The organism is Enterococcus sp. DIV1096b (assembly GCF_050498765.1).
GTDB lineage: Bacteria > Bacillota > Bacilli > Lactobacillales > Enterococcaceae > Enterococcus_D > Enterococcus_D entomosocium.
Window position 1 is genome coordinate 1,610,001 of the sequence record NZ_JBMHEK010000001.1, and the last position, 17,689, is coordinate 1,627,689.

Below are 17,689 nucleotides of genomic sequence, written 5' to 3' on the forward strand. Positions count from 1 at the left end.
TTTAAAAGAATTGGATTTTACTGTCTCGCCAAGTTTGATCGACAATACCCAAACCTTAGCTGTCGATATGGAAACAGATTTTCCTGTTGCAGCGGAAGTCCTTGACCAAATTTTCATCATCACGATGGAGAATCAGTCGTATGATTTTATCACAGAAAACAAAGGCGAGATCCTTGTTCTGCTTGATAAAAATCAGCGTTTGACGATTCATTTGTACACAGAATCAACGTTACTCACGATTGACTCGGATCAATGGAAGCGATCTTTATTGGATTTCTTCACAAGTTATCCGTTTTTGGTTCCGCTTGTCGTTCAAGGTGAAGAATAAATGTTCTAAATTGGTTAAAAGTGCTAGAATGGTTTTTATAACTATTCAGCACTTTTTTTGGAAGGAGCAGTATGATGATAAATAAAGCACTAGGTTTTTATGAAGGACGATCTTTAGATGATCCAGAAGTATTTATTGAAAAGGAATTTCCAATGCCAACTTGTCAGGCAAACGATCTATTGGTGGAAGTGCAAGCTGTTTCTGTGAATCCAATTGACACGAAACGCCGCCAAACAACCACTTTAAGTGAGAAATTCCATATCCAGGGATATGATGCAGTAGGTATAGTACATGAAATCGGCTCAGCAGTTAATGGCTTTGCCGTTGGTGATCGGGTGTTTTATGCTGGAACCACACAACGACCTGGTGCGAATCAAAGGTTTCAAGTCGTTGATTTTCGAATCGCAGCAAAGGCGCCAGCCGGCTTTTCTGACGGTGATCTTGCAGCTATGCCATTAACGAGTATTACAGCGTGGGAATTGCTTTTTGAAAAATTTGGGTATGTGCCTGAAGAAAACGCGAATGAAGGATCAATTTTATTGGTCAATGCCAGCGGTGGTGTTGGCTCGATTGCGGCGCAACTAGCAAAATGGGCAGGATTGACAGTCTATGGCACTGCGAGTCCTAAGAACGATCAGTGGCTTAAAGACAATCAAGTGGATCAGGTACTGAATCACCGCTTGCCGTTAGCTGAACAAATCACTGAACCTTTTTCAGCCGTTGCACTTTTTTATGACGCCTCGGCCTATTTGCCACAATTAACGAAAGCAATCTTGCCATTTGGCAAAGTCGGAATGATCGTGAATACGAAAGAAGCGCTAGATTTAAATCCATTTAAAAACCTCGGCATCGATTTTTATTGGGAGTATATGTTCACAAAAACAGATGCTCAGTTGATGATTGAAACACAAGGGGGCATTTTGCAACGGATCGCCTCGTTGCTCGCTGACAAAAAGATCCATACGACTGCGGTCCAAACGTTTGATGGAGGAATTACCATCGAGACCTTAAAGCACGCTACAAAAGCGGTTGAGCAAGGAACAAAAGGAAAAACAGTGATCACGGGAGGCGTCCGCTAGATGGAAGAAGAGGAAGCGATGCTGTTTTGGGATGAATTTGCGCAAGAATATGCGCAAATTCAAAGAGAATCCCAATTGAAAATTGCCGAAGAGGCAGCAGCTTTTTTGGTGGAGCAGAAAGTGTTCCCGATATCGACCTTCGTTGACTTTGCTGCGGGCACTGGTCGCTACATTTCAGCTTTTTATCCTTATGTAGATGAGTATTACGCAATTGATTTTTCAAAAGAAATGTTAAAAATCATCGAAGAAACGATGGAAGATCCGATGGAAGATCCGATGAGCAAGCTCCATCTGGTTCAGCAGAGCCAAAAAGACTTTTTATCTGCAGACCAGCACTGGCCCTGTATTTTTATGGCAATGAATCCAGCAGTCAGAGACAAAGAAACCTTGCTTCAGTTTCAAAGAAAGGCCCATCAATTAATTATTCTAAGAATGATCGCAGAAGAAGAGAACGTGTTTCAGCCTTATGAAAAAAATCATTCAGCGAAGAACGATCTGAACCTAAATACTTGTTACAAGAAGTGGTTTACAGAAGAAGCGATCGATTGGCAGAGTCGGCAATTCGAGTATATTTTGAAGGAAGAGATCGATCAAGAATTATTTCATCTTTATTTTGAGGAGGAGTATTCATTGGAACAGCGGCAAGAAATGGTTCAACATGTCTTTGGTGAGGCATTGACTGTCGAAAGCCAAACGAAAATCACCTTTGAGCTTCTCTTAGCCTAGGAGAAATCACACAATAGACATCAAAAAACGAGATTCTGACATAAGATCAAGAAACAGGTACAGCAAGTAGGGTTCTGTTGACTGCTGACTGGAAACATCTTATGCTGGTATCTCGTTTTACAGTGAATTTACTACAATAAAAGGTAGACGATACTGCCTAATAACAGTAAAAAAACGACGTTAACGATAAAAAATAGCTTTTGAAACATTCCCGCTTCTTTGGGTCTGGCTTGTTTCAGTAATTTGTACCCAATCAAATTCGCCAAAGAAGCAATCAATGTACCCAAACCACCCACATTGACGCCCAAAAGAACGGCTTTTTCTAAATCGGTGAAAGGAGCAATCAAAATCGCTGCAGGAACGTTAGATATTCCTTGGGAGAGTAAAATACTACCTAAAAAAGCGCGATGTGTTTCTTGAAAATATGGTCGAATGTGATCGGTGACCAAAGGTTGGTCTTGAATATTCCCAACGATCAAGAAGAAGCAGAGGAAGGTAAGTAGTAACCGATAATCAACTTTTGCGAATAATCGTTTGTTGCTAAACCAAACCACGGCTGCGACGACGAGCACAGCGATTGAAATAGGTAGAACACTAAAAATACCAAGAATCATAAGGACAAATAATCCTGCATTGAGCAGCGCTGGCTTTTTTTCAAAGGGCTCTTCTTGCAGGGCGATTTCCAATGGAGTCTTTGGGATGAGCTGGATCGAAACAAGGAGTAATAGCAAAGAAAGTCCCACAAAGGTGCCGGTAGTCCACATGAATTGTGGCAGCGAAATCTGATAGTAAGAAAATAAAAATAGATTTTGCGGATTTCCAAATGGAAACAGGCTGCTTCCTAAATTGGCTGCCACAATCAAATAGACAGCGCCTAATAAGACACTGGTGCGCTGTTGTTCTTTCCTCGTTAAGAGTAAGTAGATGGGCAATAATGTTAAGATAGCCACGTCGTTTGTTAAAAACATCGAACTGAAGAAGCTTAGCAAGACGATTGAACGGATCAAGTCACGCAGATTGCGACTTTTTTCCACTAATTTTTGTCCAAATGCTCGTAAAAGACCAGCTTCTTCTAACCCATTGATTACTAACATCAACCCAAACAGTGATAAAATCACTTTAAAGTCAATAAATGACCAACGGAAGGTGCCGAAAAAACACGCAATGAGTGCTAGTAACAGGGAAATCGAAAATAATCGATCCGTTCGAAAAAATGCTAACATTCGTTTTCCCATAGTTCACCACCTTTCTTCTCAAGAATTTTACCATTCCCGCGCTTTAGGAACAATAAATAACGCTTTTTCCATATAACTCAAAGGCATTCAGGCAATTTTTATAGTTGACAAACGACCCATTAATTGGGAAATTAGTATGTGAAAGGTGAAGGAGGTTCAAAAATGAATGTTATGCAGCTGCTTGAAAAAAATCAGCAGGTTCATTTTCAAATTTTAGCTGTTTTTTTTCAGAACGGCTCAGAAATCTCTTACAAGAAACTTGCAAAAACATTATCCATTTCCGCACCCACTTTGCAAAAAGAACTTCAAAATCTTCATCAAAATTTAGTCGCTTTCCATGAGGATGCGGCATTGACTTATTTAGAAAATGATCAAGTACAGTTAACACTTCCGCTTGATTTCTCACTAAAAAAATTCTTTTATGCGTATCTTTCAGAAGCAATCGATTTTCAGATATTGTCGTATTTGTTTTTTCATCGAGATGAGTCAACGACGAAAATGATGTTAGAACTGATGTTGAGTGAAGCTTCATTGTTTCGTCGATTCAAAGCCATCAATCAGTTATTGAAAGAATTCGACATCCAATTAAAAAATAAAAAATTGCTTGGGGATGAAAAACAGATTCGCTTTTTCTATTATCAGTTTTTTTCACAAAGTTATCCCAATGAAGAATTGATCGCTCGCTTGAATGCACCAGCCATCAACAATTTGATTCGAGTAATCGAAAAACAGCTACAGACAACGTTTAGTCAATCCGAACGCTGGAAAGTCGGGCTGTGGTTAGGTATTATGGAAGCCCGTTTTGATTATCGTGGCTCGCAGCAGCATGAAGCATCGTATCCATTGTTGAAGTCATTGGAAAATGAAGCGATGTTCCAGCTTTTGCGGAATATATTAGGACGCTATCTCAGTCGTTTTGCCGTATCCTGGAGCGATTATGAAACGGTTTATTTCTATTTATTTTTATTAGCTGAAGGCTTGATTCGCCCTTCACTGGATGACTCCTTGCAAAAATCACTTTTCTTCCAAGAGATCGATGCGTTAAATGGGGAGCTGCTGCAGGCAATTGGTGATAGTGAGAGAAAGACTACAGAAACTTCTACGGAATTATGCGTCTTCTTGACGAGTGTGACGATCCAAGCGTTGTATATTCATGGCGGCATTATTGCCTTTGCTGAATTTCAGCCGCAAAGTGTTGCGAATGAGAGCTTGATTGAAGTGGCACAGCAAGCAATCGAACAGTTGGAGAAAAACGTAAACCAGTCCTTTTCTCTTGAGAAAAAGCAGCATTTGACCAATGAATTGCTTTTGATCCGTCAATGGATTCAAGTAAAACAGGAAAAAGCATTTACGGTCGGCATTTTGTTGACTCAATCACGATTACGCAGTGGCTTTTTGCGGCGTTTTTTGATCAAAGAATTGGCTGGCTATCCGAATATTCATTTTGAGGGGACGAAGGAGAAGGATTATGATTTATTGATCGTTGATCATTCTGAGATCTCGGAAGGCTATCGTTATAAAAAACGATTGATTTTAACAGGTGGGGCAACCCCATTTGAAGAAGAGCGGCTTCATCAAATCGTGGATGAAATACGCAATGAGAACCTTGAAAGCGAGTTGGAAAAGATATGAGAATAGTGATTATTGGAGGCTCTCATGCAGGAATTGCTGCTGCCCGTCATTTAAAAAAAGTTGACCCAAAAGTCGATGTGATAATTATTGAAAAATCAAGCGTTCTGGGTTATGTTGCTAGCAGTTTGAATTTAGTGCTGGAAGGCTACATTCAACGATTGGAAGATTCCCGAACGGCAACTGCGAGTGAGCTTCTTTCTGAAGGAATCAATGTGATGTTAAACAGTGAAGTCACAAAAATCTTTCCGCAAGAACAAACGGTTCATTTTGTCACATCAACGGAATCTTATCAGCAAGAAGACGAAGTGAGTTATGATGGCTTGATTTTGGCGATGGGATCGAGTACTTTCCGTTCGGAGTTTGCCTCAGATGTCGAAGCACATATAACGACCTACAAAACCATTGGTCAATCAAAGCAAGCATTAGAAAAAATTGAGAATGCCCAAACCGTTGCGATCGTCGGTGCTGGTCTGATCGGGTTTGAATTAGCGGAATCTTTAAGCGGACAACAAAAAGCCGTTCATTTGATCGATCGCATGGACACACTGTTGTTCCGTTATTTTGATCATGAAATTGCCAAAATTTTGATGGAACGCTTTCCCAAAAATTTGCAGATCTATCTTAACAGCAATGTCGCTCATACGATCAAAAATGAGAAAGGCGATTATCAAGGTATTGAGCTGTCAAATGGAACGAAGATTCAAGCTGACGTGGTCGTTTATGCTGTCAATCCACGTCCAAATGTCGCGTTAGTAGAAGATTTTCTAAAACTAAATCTGGATGGCACGGTATCGACAAATGAGTATTTGCAAACGTCTGACCCAGCGATTTATGCAATTGGGGACCTTGTTTCGATCCCATTTAATCATTCGGATAGCTCCTTGTATATTCCTTTAGTAACGAATGCTTACCGCACCGGGATCGTTGCTGCCACCAATTTATTGGCAAATGAACGGGGAACAACGAAAATTCCTTTTCCAAAAATGCAACGGACCGTCGTCAGTAAATTGTTTGGCTATTTCGTCAGCAGTTCAGGTATTAATGAGACCGAGGCACCGTATTACGGCTTTGAAGTAGATTCAGTGACGCAAACATTTCATTCTCGGACATTTTTCGCGACAGATGAGGATTTTGAAGTAACGTTAAAACTGATTTTTGATCAGCAAACGAAAGTGATCATGGGGGGACAAATCATTACGAGTGATCGTGGAAGTTTGGAGATCATCAATACGATCTCAACCTTGATCAATAGCAAGACGACCTTGCACCAACTAGCGACAATGGATTACTTTTTCAATCCAACCATTTCTTTCCCTTTGCACTTTTTGAATCAATTAGCCCTTGATGGCTTGTTAAAGTAAAATAATAACTCTTGATAAACCTGCGATGATCGTAGGTTTATTTTTTTTAATTACAGATAATCGGGAGAGACTATCGATTACAATCAGTGACTGGTATCGCGTATTGAAAATAGGTAGGCTTTTGTCGGAGATTGAATTCAACTGGTATCATGATTTTTTGGAAGAAGAAACTCAAAACGAAAACTATAAAACTCGTTCCACGACTAAACTGTTTTTACTCACAAATTCTTATCGATAGACGAATGGTGTTTAGGTGGAGGAGACGGCGCGTCATTTGCTTTTATCTGAAAATTTACATCACCATTGTATCAGTAAGTGCTGGCTTTACAAGGGTTTCAATAGATAAAAATAATTGCAAATCTAAGTGATCTGTTATTGAATGATCCTCATAAAATGAATATAGTATGAGCGAGCATTTTATAATTAAAGCAATAAAATAGACAATATTGAGATAAAAATAAGTTTTCTCGCAAGGATATAAGAGAAAAACATCACATAATCCTTTTCTTTACACACTCATTTTTTCGAAATTGCGATAGGAAAGGGATTTTTTTAAAAAAATTCTTGTGATTTTAAGTGAAATACGTTACCCTATTAAAGAGAGTGAGAATCATTCTCAATAAGGAGGGCGGGGCATGTTTAAAAAAATCGGATTACTGCTGATCTTTGTTCTTCTAGTGGGTTGCTCCTTGTTGGCAGGCACCCATGAATTGTCTTTATCAGGTTTACAGCAGGGTGATCCGAATCATTGGCTTGTTTTGGTAAAAGTTAGGCTTCCACGGACGATCAGTTTGATCATTGCAGGTGGGATCATTAGTATCTGTGGAAAAATTATGCAACACATGATGCAAAATAAATTTGTGGCCTCGGAGTCGATTGGACTGACGGATAGCGCCCGTTTAGGAATTTTGCTGGTTATGCTCTTTCTACCAAATGCCTCAAATTTGATTCGCACTACAGCAGCATTTGTGTTTGCCTACGCAGGTGTGTTGTTCTTTTTATTTTTAAGCCAATTTCTACCAAAGAAAGATCCAATGATGCTGCCTTTAACAGGGGTGATGTTCGGTAATATCATCGGCGCTATCAGTAGCTTCTTAGCCTATCGCTTCCAATTGGTTCAAAACGTTTCTTCTTGGCTGCAAGGAAATTTTGCCACCATTATGGTTGGACAGTATGAACTTTTGTATTTGACGATTCCCGTTTTCGGTCTATTGTATTTCTTGGCTTATGAGATCACGATCGCCGGTTTAGGAGAAAGTGCGGCTAAGAGTCTGGGAATCAATTACTTGTTCTTGCGTTTTGCTGTATTTGCGCTGGTGGCGTTTGCTAGCAGTATCGTTTTATTGACTGTGGGGCAAATTCCTTTTTTAGGGATCGTTATCCCAAATATGATCGGCATGGTTTTTGGGGATCATTTGAAAAACAATCTGCTTTTGATCAGCTTTGCCGGAAGCGCGTTCTTGCTATTGTGTGATGTATTGGCGAGAATCGTCATCGCACCTTATGAAATGCCAGTCAGTGTTGTTGCCGGCGTACTGGGTGGCTGCTGTTTCTTGATTTTGCTTCTGGGGAGGAAATTTCGATGAAGAAAAAACTCTTTCTTTTGTTGTTTCTGATCCTTTGTGCATGTGGTGCCTATCTGACCTATAACACCTATGGAAACTGGTCATTTGCTTTTGCATTAAGGGGACGCCGAATCTTGGCTTTTGCCTTAGTTGCAATCGCCATCTCCTTTAGTACCATCACCTTACAGACACTGACAAGCAATCGCTATCTGACCCCTGGAATTTTAGGCTTGGACCAACTGTATGTTCTTGTTCAAACCCTTTGTTTCTTTTTTATCGGCGGAATTCAGATGCTGAGCCAAGAAACAGCAACGATGTTTTTGTTTTCTGTCGGCTTAACTGCCGTTCTAGGTAGCTTCTTAATTGGCTTTTTCTATCAAAAAGCAGTCGCTGGGTTGTTTTTGTTATTGATGGCAGGGATGGTCTGTGGCACGATGTTCGGTAGTCTCAGCACCTTTCTGCAAGTGTTGATGGATCCAAATGAATATGATTTACTACAAGGTCGTTTGTTTGCCAGCTTTGGCAATATCAATACCCAGCATCTACTGATTGCTGCCGCGATCATTTTGCTAGGGAGTATCTGTCTGGTTCTGCTGATTCCAGAATTGAATTTGCTCCATTTAGGAAGTGGGCAAGCCAAAAGTTTAGGTGTATCTGTTCAATGGCTTCATAAAGGTGTCTTATTTTTGATTGCTTTACTGACAGGCACCGCCACTGCTTTAGTTGGTCCAGCAGTTTTTCTAGGCTTTGTGGTGGCAACGATCACCTATCAGCTTTTCCCAACTTATCGTCACGGCTGGTTGTTTTTCGGTGGGAGTTTGATTGGTTTTCTCCTGTTGGTAGGAGGTCAATTCCTAGTGGAACAGGTCTTTCAATGGCAAACGACCATCGGCACCGTGATCCAATTATTAGGCGGTATCTTCTTTATAAGCAAATTGCTGCTGGAAAGGAAAAAATCATGATCGAAACCAAAAATGTATCCAAGAATTATGCAAAAACACAAGTTTTGACGGAATGTTCCATAGCGTTGCCGGAACAGAAAATGATTGCCTTCATCGGGCCCAATGGTGCCGGAAAAAGTACCTTGCTTTCTTTAGTCAGTCGGATGTTGGATCAACGCACCGGTGATATTTATCTGGATGGAACGGAGATTCGTCAATGGAAGTCCAAAGAGCTAGCAAAAAAAATGGCTTTTTTGCAGCAAAGCAATCGCTATGCCGTCAATCTGACTGTAAGAGAACTGGTGGCATTTGGTCGCTATCCGTATAACCGGGGGCGACAATCGGCAGCAGATGATGGGATCATTGATGACGCTTTGTCTAAGTTATCTCTAACCGAATATAGTGATCAATCGATTCATGAACTTTCTGGTGGTCAGTTACAACGAGTTTACTTGGCGATGATTTTAGCCCAAGATACAGATTATCTACTCTTGGACGAACCGTTAAACAATTTAGATTTAAAACACGCCAACCAGCTGATGAAGCTATTGACAACCTTGGTGGAAGACTATCAGAAAACTGTTGTGATCGTTTTGCACGACATTAATTTTGCAGCACGGTATGCCGATCACATCGTCGCGATGAAAGATGGTCAGATTTTTAAAGCGGCTGACACAGAGGCAGTGATTCAAGAACAACTATTAGAATCATTGTATGAGATTCCAATCAAACTGGTACAAGTGGATGGGCGGCAATTTTGCTACACCTTCCAATAAAAAATATGTTTCAAAGGAGGAAAAAATGAAAAAAATAGCAGTAAGTTTTATGAGTATTTTCGTATTAGCGGGGTTGACCGCTTGCGGCTCGAATAATACAGGGACAACAGATTCAACGGGTACAGCTCAAACCCAAGTAGAAGAAAGTACACAAACGCCGACAGAAGTCGAGATTACGGACAGCAATGGGACTGTCACTGTTCCTTATGCGCCGGAAAAAGTTGTTGTCTTTGACAACAGTGCATTAGATACGATGGATGCACTTGGCCTTGGGGATCGAATCGTTGCTGCCGCAACCAGCAATTTGCCAGATTATTTATCAGCGTATGCGGATGTTGAATCAGCAGGGGGAATCAAAGAGCCTGATTTAGAAAAAATCAATCAACTGCAGCCAGACCTAATCATTATTTCTGGTCGACAACGTGATTTCCAAGAGGAATTGTCTGCAATCGCGCCAACCGTTTTCTTAAGCGTTGACAATAGTGATACTTGGGCATCGATCGAAGCCAACATTACGACCATTGGTCAAATTTTTGGTAAGGAAGAGGAAGCGCAAGAACAACTAGCATCGTTACAAGGTCAGATTGATACCTTGAAGGAGCAAGCGCAAAATGCTGACGAGAAAGCCTTGGTTGTTATGGTAAATGAAGGCAATCTTTCTGCTTTTGGTCCAGGTTCTCGTTACAGTATCTTGTATGACACGTTTGGTTTCCCAGCAGTAGATGAGGAATTAGAGGCGTCGACACATGGACAAAGTATTTCTTATGAGTACTTGCTTGAAAAAAATCCTGATGTCATTTTCGTGATCGATCGGACAAAAGCGATCGGTGGCAATGAAAGCGAAAGTGAATTTGTTGCAAATGAAATTGTTCAAGAAACAAATGCAGGGCAAAACGATCAAGTGATTGAATTGGATGCTGCGGTTTGGTATTTAGCTGGTTCCGGATTGGAGTCGATCCAATTGATGATGGATGATGTCAAGCCAGCCGTTGAATAAATAGGTGAAAAAAATTAAGTAATAAGGGACACGCTTATCAGTTTACTGAGAAAGCGTGTCTTTTTATTCAAACTGTTTCTAGGACCTGCGACTGATTTTTGACAAGTTATCCAGCTTTACTTTACCTGTCGTAGTAATTGATTTATAATTAGTACGACAGATGAAGTAATTTAGGAGGCGATTGCGTGATCTCGAGTGACGGAATTCGCGGCTATAACGACGCAATCATTTTATCCATTCTTTCGAAAGAAGACTCTTATGGATATGAAATATCCAAGCGTATTCGTGAAGGAACAGATGCTTTATATGTGATCAAAGAAACGACGTTGTATTCCGCTTTTACTCGGTTAGAAAAACAAGGATTGATCCGTTCGTATCCCGGAGAAGTGACACATGGCAAAAAGCGGACCTATTACCAGATAACTGCAGACGGAAAAGCAAGCCTTTCGGAGAAACTATTGGAGTGGCAGCAGACGAAGATCGTCGTTGACCAGTTCTTACAAGGAGGAGACAAATGAAAACCATTCATGACTATCTAGACAGCTTATTTTTATCAGTACCCATCACACCGGAAACGAAGAAGGCAAAAGAAGATCTTTTAGCGATTATGGAAGACCATTACTTGGAACTGATTCACCAAGGGAAAAGTGAGCATGAAGCCATCGGTGCGGTGATCAGCGAGTTTGGTTCGGTGGATGAACTGCTGCAAGAGTTAGATGTTTCAAAAGAAGAAGAGCCGATTGATGATTGGTCCGATGCCATCACAGAAGACGATGCGTTTGATTATTGGGGAACTGTGCGGCACTTTGCTTTTTCGTTGTCGATAGGAATCGGCTTTTGTATCGCCTCCCTAGCAGCCCTAATGCTCTTTGTTAGTGTTTATGCTGAGACCTTTGGAATAATGGTGATGTTTCTTTTCATCGCCATCGGGGTTGGTTTTATCATCTCTAGCAGTTTGCACTTTTCCGGTGCTCGTAAGCAGTTAGATGATCGACCAATCAAAAGGGATGCCAAACGAGAAGCCGCTCAGCAACTAGCAAATTATGAAAAAAGTTTTCGTATTGGTCTTGTTTTAGGAATTGGTGCCTGTATTTTATCAATTGCGCCTGTACTTTTAAGTGAATTGTTTTATTATTCTGTTGAGTTTGGTATTTCCTTGTTTTTCTTGACAGTTGCAGTGGGTGTGTTCTTTATTATTTATGTAAGTATTATTCGTACAGGCTTTGCGAAGCTGGCAACTGAGACGTATTTTATTCGTGACGAAGAGAATCTTGGTGATCGAGCAACACGTCATAAATATGGCGAATCCGCTGGTAGAGTTACCTTTTTTCGAACAGTCTACTGGCCAGTGATTTTGGTCGTTTATATGCTTTGGTCCTTCATGTTTCATGCATGGGCATACTCTTGGGTCATTTTTGTGATTGGTGGTGTCTTAGAGGACTACTTTATCGGTCAGACAAAAGCCAAAAAATAAGAGATGTTTCAACCGAGAGTGGTTTCTTTACTTTTAAAAAAAGGAAGACTATAATACGGCTTGTAACTGAACCAAGCAAAAAGAACAGCGAGAAATAAGATCCTCTCAATGCTTTTTCAAAAGTTCAGAATACAAGAAAAGAGGCAATGGATATGTTAGAAATTCATTATCTGAAAAATGGTAGCAAAGAAATAACAATAATTGAATCCCCAGAGCGCTTTCTCGCAAGTCAATACTTGGAAGTTCCACCTTTTCAAGATCATTACCCAGTCGAAGAAGTTTTTCTAGACGGCAAGCGGATTACATTGAAGGAGCGAACGATCGGTGGATTGTTCAACTATTTCAATACTAAATAAAAAAATTGTCTTTTTCTATGACTCACTTTCCATTGCGAGGAATCATAGGAAGAGGCAATCTTTTTTTGTTTAATTGAGAATAAGAGATGTAATTGAGAATCTAACAGGTAGGAACTTTGCTTAGAAATGATTAGCCAAACTTATTATTATACTCCATTTGCTTTCGATAAAAAATAAATATGCTCATTTCTGAGGATGATAACATTTTTTTTGACTATTTCTGAATAAACTATTGCATTTTGTAGTTAGATATACTAATAATTAATAGAGATTATTCTCAAATAATTATTCTAATTGGAGGAAATGATATGTCATTAATTGGAAAAGAGATTGGTTCATTCGAAGCGAAAGCTTACCACAATGGAAAATTTATCGATGTTTCATCAGAAGATTTTAAAGGAAAATGGAACGTTGTTTGTTTTTATCCTGCAGATTTCTCATTTGTTTGTCCGACAGAACTTGAGGATTTGCAAGACCAATATGCATCATTAAAAGAATTAGGCGCAGAAGTTTATTCTGTATCAACTGACACCCACTACACACATAAAGCGTGGCATGACCACTCTGATGCAATCAATAAAATCGAATATATCATGATTGCTGATCCTTCTCATGTGATCTCAGAAATCTTTGATGTATTAGACGAAGCATCAGGTTTGTCTCAACGTGGTACATTTATCATCGATCCGGATGGTGTGGTACAAACGGTTGAAATCAATGCGGATGGTATCGGTCGTGATGCTAGTGGTTTGATCGATAAAATCCGTGCCGCACAATATGTCCGTACCCATCCAGGTGAAGTATGTCCTGCAAAATGGAAAGAAGGCGAAGAAACTTTAACGCCAAGCTTAGACCTTGTAGGCAAGATTTAGGAGGCTCTCATGGCATTAGATAAGGCAATCAAAGACCAACTGACGCAATATCTAGCGATGCTAGAATCAGAGGTTGTTTTTGCGGCGACTTTAGGTGAGGATGATTCTTCAACGAAAGTACGTGAATTCTTAGAAGAAATCGCAGAAATGTCGTCAAAAATCACGATTCAAGCTGTAGCAAGTGAACGGACACCAAGCTTTTCGATCAATCGTCCCGGTGAAGAAAGCGGCATCGCTTTTGCTGGTTTACCGTTAGGACATGAGTTCACTTCATTTATTTTAGCGTTGCTTCAAGTAAGCGGTCGTCCGCCGAAAATTGATGAAGCACTTCAAAAGCGCATCAAAGCGATCGATAAGCCATTACATTTTGAAACCTATGTCAGTTTGACCTGCCATAACTGTCCTGATGTTGTTCAAGCGTTAAACATTATGGCAGTGCTAAATCCTTCCATCAGTCACACCATGATCGAAGGTGGGATGTTCAAAGAAGAAATTGACAAGAAAAAAATTATGGCTGTGCCAACAGTCTTTCTAGATGGGGAAGAATTTGCAAGCGGCCGACAAACGATCGAACAGTTGTTGGAAAAAGCAGCTGGTCCGACGAGTAAAGATGACTTTGCTGAAAAAGAGCTTTTCGATGTATTAGTTGTCGGTGGCGGACCTGCAGGCGGAAGCGCAGCGATTTATGCAGCGCGTAAAGGCATCAATACTGGGATGGTTGTCGAAACAATGGGTGGACAAGTAATGGAAACCCTGGGGATCGAAAATATGATCGGTACCCCTTATACCGAAGGTCCAAAATTAATGCGTCAGGTAGAAGAGCACATCAACGAATACAATGTAGACGTGATGAAAGGTCAGCGTGCGAAAGATATTCGCCGCAATGACGTCATCGAAGTTGAATTAGAAAATGGTGCAGTATTAAAAACCAAAACGGCCATTTTAGCAACTGGCGCTCGCTGGCGCAACATCAATGTTCCGGGAGAAAAAGAATTCAAAAATAAAGGTGTTGCCTATTGTCCGCATTGTGACGGTCCGTTATTTGCTGGGAAAGAGGTTGCTGTCATTGGTGGCGGAAACTCTGGGATCGAAGCAGCAATCGATTTAGCTGGCATGGCGAAACATGTCTATGTTCTTGAATTTTTACCAGAACTAAAAGCGGACCTTGTGCTACAAAACCGTTTGAACACGTTAGATAATGTGACTGTTATTACGAATGCGGCAACGAAGGAAATTGTTGGATCCGATCATGTCGAACAATTGACCTACGTTGATCGTGAAACGAATGGTGAATTCACTTTAGCTGTGGAGGGTGTCTTCATTTTGATTGGCTTGATGCCGAATACTGAATGGTTAAAAGATCGTGTCGTCTTAAATGAACGCAATGAGATCTTGGTGGACAAACATGGCGCAACCAACATTGAAGGGGTCTTTGCAGCGGGAGATTGTACCGATAGTGTATACAAACAGATCATCACTTCAATGGGTTCAGGTGCCACTGCTGCATTAGGTGCGTTTGATTACCTGATTCGCTCGTAAGTAGGTAAGTAGCTTATTATTTGATCTAGATCAGAAACGTCTCAGGAGCTTCTAGTAGCTTCTGAGACGTTTTTTCTTTGAGGGGAAGGAGATTTGAAGGAAGTTGACAGAAGGACAGTTTCTATATTACAATGAAAAAAACTCGTTCAAAAAAGAAAGAGGTATATTAATGAGTGTCGTAGGTATCTAATCAGCTAATTAAAACAAATAAGCAAAAACAGACTGTTTATTTGTTGTGCCTGTAGATACCGATAAAAATCGTTATTGATGAATCAGGTGATGGGAGACTATCGCTTTTTTTGTACACTTTTTTGGACGGGGATGTTACCGGGATCCTCAGGCACAAGAAAGGATCACTCATGAAGATACCTCAAGCAACTGAATTTGAACAAATTAAAGAACAAGTAAGTAAAAAAATAATCAGCGATTATGGTAAAGCACGTTTTGCCAATGAAAAACCAGCAGCTACGATCCATTCCGCCCAAAAACGAGTGTCTGAGACAACTGAAGCGATGGCGCTATTAGACGCCGGACGTCAAGTCCCTTTCATGGGGCTTCAGCATGTCTTACATCATACGGAGAAGATTGAAAAAGGCTTTGTATTGGAGCCGCAGGAATTGATTGAATACGGAGACTTTTTACGGTCTTTTCGAATCATCCGTCAATTGTTTGAGAAAAATCAATCAATTGCCCCAAGATTGCATCACTATGCTCAGGGGTTGGCCGACTTTTCTGAAATCGCCGAAATGATTTTCCAAAAAATTCGCAATGGTCAGGTAGATAGTAACGCCAGCCGAGAATTACGGAAAATTCGTGGCGCAATTGAGAAATATGAGGCCGATTTAAAAAAAGTTTTTGCAAAGTTTTTTAAAGAAAGTCGCTATCTGCAAGAAAACCGTGTGATCAAAAAGAACGACCGTTATACGCTGCCGGTACGTGCTGAATTTCAACAGCAAATTAAAGGGACGATCATCGAACGTTCTAATAAACGCGCGACTGTTTTTATTGAACCAGAGGCAGCTGCCCGTCTGAATGATCGATTGATTTTGGCACAGGCGGAAGAAACGGCCGCCCAATACCAAGTTTTATCAGAATTGACCGGGGCAATCGCCGAACAAATGAATGCAGTATTTGCCTGTCTTGATATTTTAGTGGTACTAGATATTATTTTTGCTCGTGGAAAGTATTGTCGGGAAATCAATGGTCAACCGATAGCAATTACTGAAGAAGAAGTTTTGCTTCTTGATCAAGTCCGGCATCCTTTACTGGGCACTGATGCTGTTCCTCTATCTTTAAAACTAGGAGAAGAGAACCGATGTATGGTCATCACAGGTCCGAATGCTGGTGGTAAGACGGTTGTCTTAAAAACCGTCGGACTCGTTTGTGCGATGGCACATTACGGCTTGTTTCCAGCGCATAATGGCAACAGCAGCGTGCCGTTTTTAAAAAGTCTTTGGATGGATATCGGGGATCAGCAAAGTCTAGAAAATTCTTTAAGTACCTTTTCTGGACACATGTCGAATATTGCACAGATCATGACGAATGCCAGCCGGAACAGTATCGTTTTGTTAGATGAAATTGGCAGCGGGACTGAACCAAATGAAGGGGCAGCTTTAGCGATCGCCATTATGGAATCGATCTATCGATCGGGGGCGTTAATGATCGCCACGACTCATTATGGTGAAATCAAGCAGTTTGCTCTTGATCACCAAGATTTTGAAACAGCGGCGATGGCTTTTGATGCCAAGACCCTGACGCCGAAATACCGCTTGTTGACCAATGCGGTCGGTGAAAGTAATGCGTTTTGGATCGCCGAAAAAATGGCGATTCCTGCTGAGGTCGTGCAAACGGCAAAGGACTATTTAAAGAATAAATCTTATTCTTTTGAGAAGCAGCCTTTTGAGACGTCCAGAAAACGAACCGATCCTCAGGAAACAAAGTCTGAGCACATTTTTCAAAAGGGAGACCAGGTCTTTTCAGCAGAGCATGAAAAACGGGGAGTCTTTTATGAATACTTGGAACAGGGACAAGCGAAGATTTATATTGAGAAACAATGTTTCGTTGTTGCTGCTCGGCGATTGCAACTGCTCACCAAACGAGAAGCACTCTATCCAGCCGGCTATGATCTAGATCAATTATTTTCCGATTTTGCCCAACGTAAATTTACCCGAGATATTGAACGTGGGTCTAAAAAAGCGCAAAAGCAGTTACGAAAAGCAGCGCAAGAGCGTCAGGCCAAACGATCATTGGATTGATCGGCACAGATATATTTAGAGCGGGAGTATAAAATCAAGAAAGCAGCTCTTTTTCGAGTTTTAGAAAAAGAGCTGTCTTTTTTGAAAATGACCGTTTTTTAATAACGTGTATGATCGAAGGGAATCCAGTGATGGTCGAATGATTTCCATTGATTTTTCTTTAAATGTCGGAAATTACTCGAAATATCTAAATTCTTTAAGAAAAGTTAAAGAAAAATAAAAATAACAAAGAATGGGTTGTATCTTTATACGAGGAAGGGTACCATTCATAGTGGATTGAAAATAACATATAACCTTGTTAGGTGAGGCTCCTATACAAACATAAGCTATTGCGCAGAAACGTCGAAAGACGCCAATGTGTAAAACAGGAATTGTCGGATTAAGGCTTTTCATAAAATAGCTAAGAAAGGGAACAACTTTCTTTACGTTGTATAGTGCTAAAACTCGGACGATGAGATTGCTAGCAAAGTCTGACGTCCTAAGAGAAGTGAGACTTTTTTGCTTTTCTCTTTGATGGATGACTAAGCTCAAAGGGCATAATAACTGGTACCGT

Annotated in this window: 16 protein-coding genes and 1 riboswitch (1 of these 17 running past the window's edge); of the genes, 15 read left to right on the top strand and 1 reads right to left on the bottom strand. The window is 40.6% G+C overall.

Features of this window, described 5'->3' with window-relative positions:
* The 3 genes from IGJ17_RS07655 to IGJ17_RS07665 form a co-directional block, all read left to right on the top strand.
* Window positions 1-328, top strand: partial view of a hypothetical protein gene (locus IGJ17_RS07655; protein ID WP_429961209.1) — the final stretch only. The gene continues 728 nt to the left of window position 1, outside the view; the window shows 328 of its 1,056 coding nt (coding positions 729-1,056); its start codon lies beyond the left edge, outside the window; the stop codon is at window positions 326-328.
* A gap of 71 nt (window positions 329-399) precedes the next feature.
* A complete protein-coding gene (locus IGJ17_RS07660) occupies window positions 400-1,407 on the top strand; it encodes a zinc-binding alcohol dehydrogenase family protein (protein ID WP_016619978.1) in 1,008 nt (335 codons plus the stop codon).
* Complete coding sequence (locus IGJ17_RS07665; RefSeq protein ID WP_429961210.1) at window positions 1,408-2,133, top strand: methyltransferase domain-containing protein; 726 nt, start codon at window positions 1,408-1,410, stop codon at window positions 2,131-2,133.
* Between the two features lie 131 nt (window positions 2,134-2,264).
* Here IGJ17_RS07665 and IGJ17_RS07670 read toward each other — a convergent pair whose 3' ends face one another.
* Window positions 2,265-3,368 (bottom strand): SLC13 family permease, encoded by a 1,104-nt coding sequence (locus tag IGJ17_RS07670; protein WP_086317363.1) that lies wholly within the window; start codon window positions 3,366-3,368, stop codon window positions 2,265-2,267.
* A 162-nt stretch (window positions 3,369-3,530) separates the two neighbouring features.
* Between IGJ17_RS07670 and IGJ17_RS07675 the strand changes: the two genes are divergently transcribed.
* The 12 genes from IGJ17_RS07675 (at window position 3,531) to IGJ17_RS07730 (ending at window position 17,136) form a co-directional block, all read left to right on the top strand.
* A complete protein-coding gene (locus IGJ17_RS07675; protein ID WP_008381983.1) occupies window positions 3,531-5,000 on the top strand; it encodes a helix-turn-helix domain-containing protein in 1,470 nt (489 codons plus the stop codon).
* Complete coding sequence (locus IGJ17_RS07680; RefSeq protein ID WP_429961211.1) at window positions 4,997-6,361, top strand: FAD-dependent oxidoreductase; 1,365 nt, start codon at window positions 4,997-4,999, stop codon at window positions 6,359-6,361. Before IGJ17_RS07675 ends, IGJ17_RS07680 begins: the two co-directional genes overlap by 4 nt.
* Window positions 6,362-6,996: 635 nt before the next feature.
* The gene (locus IGJ17_RS07685) at window positions 6,997-7,947 is read left to right on the top strand and encodes an ABC transporter permease (RefSeq protein ID WP_008381981.1); all 951 of its coding nucleotides are present in this window, start codon (window positions 6,997-6,999) and stop codon (window positions 7,945-7,947) included.
* Window positions 7,944-8,888: an iron chelate uptake ABC transporter family permease subunit gene (locus tag IGJ17_RS07690; RefSeq protein WP_086317367.1), complete on the top strand. Its 945-nt coding sequence runs from the start codon at window positions 7,944-7,946 to the stop codon at window positions 8,886-8,888. The genes IGJ17_RS07685 and IGJ17_RS07690 overlap by 4 nt, the downstream gene beginning before the upstream one ends.
* Complete coding sequence (locus tag IGJ17_RS07695) at window positions 8,885-9,643, top strand: ABC transporter ATP-binding protein (RefSeq protein ID WP_008381979.1); 759 nt, start codon at window positions 8,885-8,887, stop codon at window positions 9,641-9,643. The genes IGJ17_RS07690 and IGJ17_RS07695 overlap by 4 nt, the downstream gene beginning before the upstream one ends.
* 25 nt (window positions 9,644-9,668) lie before the next feature.
* Complete coding sequence (locus IGJ17_RS07700; protein WP_008381977.1) at window positions 9,669-10,640, top strand: siderophore ABC transporter substrate-binding protein; 972 nt, start codon at window positions 9,669-9,671, stop codon at window positions 10,638-10,640.
* 185 nt (window positions 10,641-10,825) lie between these two features.
* A complete protein-coding gene (locus IGJ17_RS07705; protein WP_016612097.1) occupies window positions 10,826-11,158 on the top strand; it encodes a PadR family transcriptional regulator in 333 nt (110 codons plus the stop codon).
* Window positions 11,155-12,114: a permease prefix domain 1-containing protein gene (locus IGJ17_RS07710; protein WP_008381974.1), complete on the top strand. Its 960-nt coding sequence runs from the start codon at window positions 11,155-11,157 to the stop codon at window positions 12,112-12,114. Before IGJ17_RS07705 ends, IGJ17_RS07710 begins: the two co-directional genes overlap by 4 nt.
* A 152-nt stretch (window positions 12,115-12,266) precedes the next feature.
* Entirely contained in the window at window positions 12,267-12,470 is a 204-nt protein-coding gene (locus IGJ17_RS07715; protein WP_429961212.1) for a hypothetical protein, read from the top strand.
* 308 nt (window positions 12,471-12,778) lie between these two features.
* Window positions 12,779-13,342, top strand: coding sequence for an alkyl hydroperoxide reductase subunit C (ahpC, locus tag IGJ17_RS07720; RefSeq protein ID WP_005226227.1), 564 nt, complete (start codon window positions 12,779-12,781; stop codon window positions 13,340-13,342).
* 9 nt (window positions 13,343-13,351) lie between these two features.
* Window positions 13,352-14,881 carry an alkyl hydroperoxide reductase subunit F gene (ahpF, locus tag IGJ17_RS07725; RefSeq protein ID WP_429961213.1) on the top strand — a complete coding sequence of 510 codons (1,530 nt, stop codon included), beginning with the start codon at window positions 13,352-13,354 and terminating at the stop codon, window positions 14,879-14,881.
* A gap of 359 nt (window positions 14,882-15,240) precedes the next feature.
* Complete coding sequence (locus tag IGJ17_RS07730; protein WP_429961214.1) at window positions 15,241-17,136, top strand: endonuclease MutS2; 1,896 nt, start codon at window positions 15,241-15,243, stop codon at window positions 17,134-17,136.
* 287 nt (window positions 17,137-17,423) lie between these two features.
* Window positions 17,424-17,599: riboswitch (M-box (ykoK) riboswitch) on the top strand.
* Window positions 17,600-17,689: the final 90 nt, after the last annotated feature.